The sequence below is a fragment of the Leptospira alstonii serovar Sichuan str. 79601 genome (genome assembly GCF_000347175.1).
In the GTDB taxonomy this organism is placed as follows: Bacteria; Spirochaetota; Leptospiria; order Leptospirales; family Leptospiraceae; genus Leptospira; species Leptospira alstonii.
The window spans coordinates 1-2,557 of record NZ_ANIK01000110.1; the positions used below are offsets into that span (position 1 = coordinate 1).

The 2,557-nt window shown below is 44.3% G+C and carries 2 protein-coding genes; one reads left to right on the plus strand and one right to left on the minus strand.

Annotation, left to right across the window (positions count from 1 at the left end):
* Positions 1-394: transposase family protein (locus tag LEP1GSC194_RS18330; protein ID WP_036041868.1), on the minus strand; the 394-nt coding region annotated here is incomplete at its 3' end.
* A gap of 157 nt (positions 395-551) precedes the next feature.
* Here LEP1GSC194_RS18330 and LEP1GSC194_RS18335 point away from each other — a divergent pair.
* Positions 552-1,589 (plus strand): tyrosine-type recombinase/integrase, encoded by a 1,038-nt coding sequence (locus tag LEP1GSC194_RS18335; RefSeq protein ID WP_020774994.1) that lies wholly within the window; start codon positions 552-554, stop codon positions 1,587-1,589.
* The last annotated feature ends 968 nt before the right edge of the window (positions 1,590-2,557 follow it).

Genomic DNA, 2,557 nt, shown 5'->3' on the forward strand with positions numbered 1-2,557 from the left:
AAAGCGCTGCCGCGTCCGATACATTCCCGCAGGCTTTGATTACATCGATTGCGAATTTTACAAACAACAACGTAAACCGGGAATACGGTTCGCTCCAAGGCAACTTTACGTTTCTTACGCCGTGAGCTTCACATTGAGCGCGTGGGATTCGAGCATGAATCAATGTCTGGAATTGCATCGTATCCAAATGGCGCCAGGTTCTTTTTTCTGTATGATCTTTCCGAGGACATTTTTTACCACAATCCGGACACTCTACAGCTTCCCGCTCATCGTATGAGACTTCGATATCTACTTTCTTTGCTGCGATATTTAATTCTACGGTTTCAACCGACCAAGGTGATGAGATTCCTAAAAGGAGAGAGTAATGTTTTTCTAAGTTTTCGTTTGCGTTCATTAGGAATATTATTCATTGGTTATGTTATGATTTTGCAATGACGAAATTTGCTCGAAACTCATCTGCAACCTCTTCTCACCGTCATTTATGAAGTAGTTTCTTCCCACGAAATTCTCCGAAGGGCCACATTTAATTAGCATATCTTAATTCTTTCTTCATGCATTTCTTTTTGGAAAAGAGGGGAAGATTTCTTTTCGTTCGGCATGCTTACGATCCCGAAGCTTACGTATTCGTTCGAAACATTCCCAAAGTGAAATGGGATCCCGGAAAAAAACATTGGGTTCTTCTTTTTTCGGACGACCTTCTGGAGAAATTTCAAAGATTAAGGAATTCTAAAGTAACCCTCAAGGGAGAATTGGCTCTCCGCGATTGGATTAAAAATCTTAAGATGAGGAACTTGTCTCGGAAAACGATCCAATCCTATTATGTGAACACGCTCGCGTTTTTACGATGGATCGGGAAGGAACCCAGGGAAGTTCAGAAAAAGGACGTTCATTCTTTTTTGGAATTTTCGTTTCTCGGAAAGAAGCTGAGTCCCGCAACCGTTACGGCGCGGATTCAGGCTTTGAATTCTTTTTTCGGCACTTATCTCGGTAAACCTTGGTTTCGGGATTTGCCGAGGCCGAAACCGGAACGCAGACTTCCCGACATTCTTTCCACATTCGAAGTTTCTAATATTTTAGAAGCAACGCATAATCCGAAACACAAACTTCTTCTTTCGTTCTGTTATGCAAGCGGTTTGAGAGTGAGCGAACTCGTCAGACTTCGTCCGGAAGACATCGATGAAAAAAGAAAAATTCTCAAAGTCAGACAAGGGAAGGGTAAGAAAGATCGTTTCACCATGTTATCTCAAACTTGTTACGTTCTTTGGAAAGACTTTCGCGTTTCCTTTCCTTATGAAGAGTGGGTTTTTCCCGGTCAGGATCCTTCGAAACATCTGCACGTTCGTTCTGCGGAGAGAATTTTCGAGTTTGCTAAAGAAAAGGTCGGAATCAAAAAACAAGTTAGCATTCACAGCCTTCGTCACGCTTTCGCGACTCATTTGTTAGAAGCAGGAACGAATATCAAACATATTCAGTTTCTGCTCGGTCATAAGAGCGTCCGGACGACTGAAATTTACACTCAGGTCAGTCAAGTTCGCCTTACTCAAGTTGCCAGCCCTCTCGATCTCTGGTCATTAAAGTCGAAAGATTGATGGCATGCTCGCTCCGGACTTGACGACCTTCGTAGATTTGGCTATTTTGGGCGTTTATACGACATTCGGCTATTTAGAGTTAAGCGACATTCGCCTGAGTGCATCCTGCAAAGGGAAGCGCGTAGGCAAAAGCGCTGGGACGGCTTTGTCTTTTCGTAGATCGTAATTTAAAAAAAGTTCATTGACTCAGTCGATATTGAAAACTTTTCAGAGTTTGTTTCTTCCGAAAGTCAATGTTAAGTTTTCCTTCAATACAAACATTTTAGAGAATCAGGATTTGTATTACTTGCGCTTTTGCCTCGCAATTAATGGAGCCATTGCAATTTGATTTTGAGGGCGAACATCGCTTAACTCCCGCTTTCCGCTTCGTTCGGGTTTTGCTATCGCAAACCCTCACTTCGGTCTTCGACACATCGCTCGCTCACTTGACCTTTTGAGTGTTAGAAGAAATTTAAGTAAGATACGTTCGCGCCCCTTCGCGGCTTTTAGAGCCGCTTTCGGGTCCGCGACGTCGGAAAGCTTCCAACGTTAGGCGACATTCGCCCATGGCTTAGTGTGGGCGGGTCGAGCGCGTTTTCTTGGGATGGGGATGCGATCTTGCTTTGTTTCTTTATCCAGTTGAAGAAGTAATGATCAGACTGAGCTTTTAAATCTTTCAGTTTGGTCTTCTGGACTTTAAAAACGGGTTTTGCTTTCTACGAAAGTGTCATTGTAAATAAAGAAACGATCACGCGCTCGACCCGTTTATTCGAAAGTGCAGTTTGCTTTTGATTGGGCGAACTTCGCCTAACTGCGGCTTCTCGCGGCGCTTCGGGATTGCTCCGCAACCCTTGCTTGGCCTTCGGCACATTTGCTTTGTCACTCGGCTTGTGATCGTTCGCTAAGGCTCACTCAAGCCTTCGTGCCAATCCTTCCGCGCGTTTAGCGCGCTCCAGGACCGCAAACGTCGAGAAGCCTATTTCGTTAGG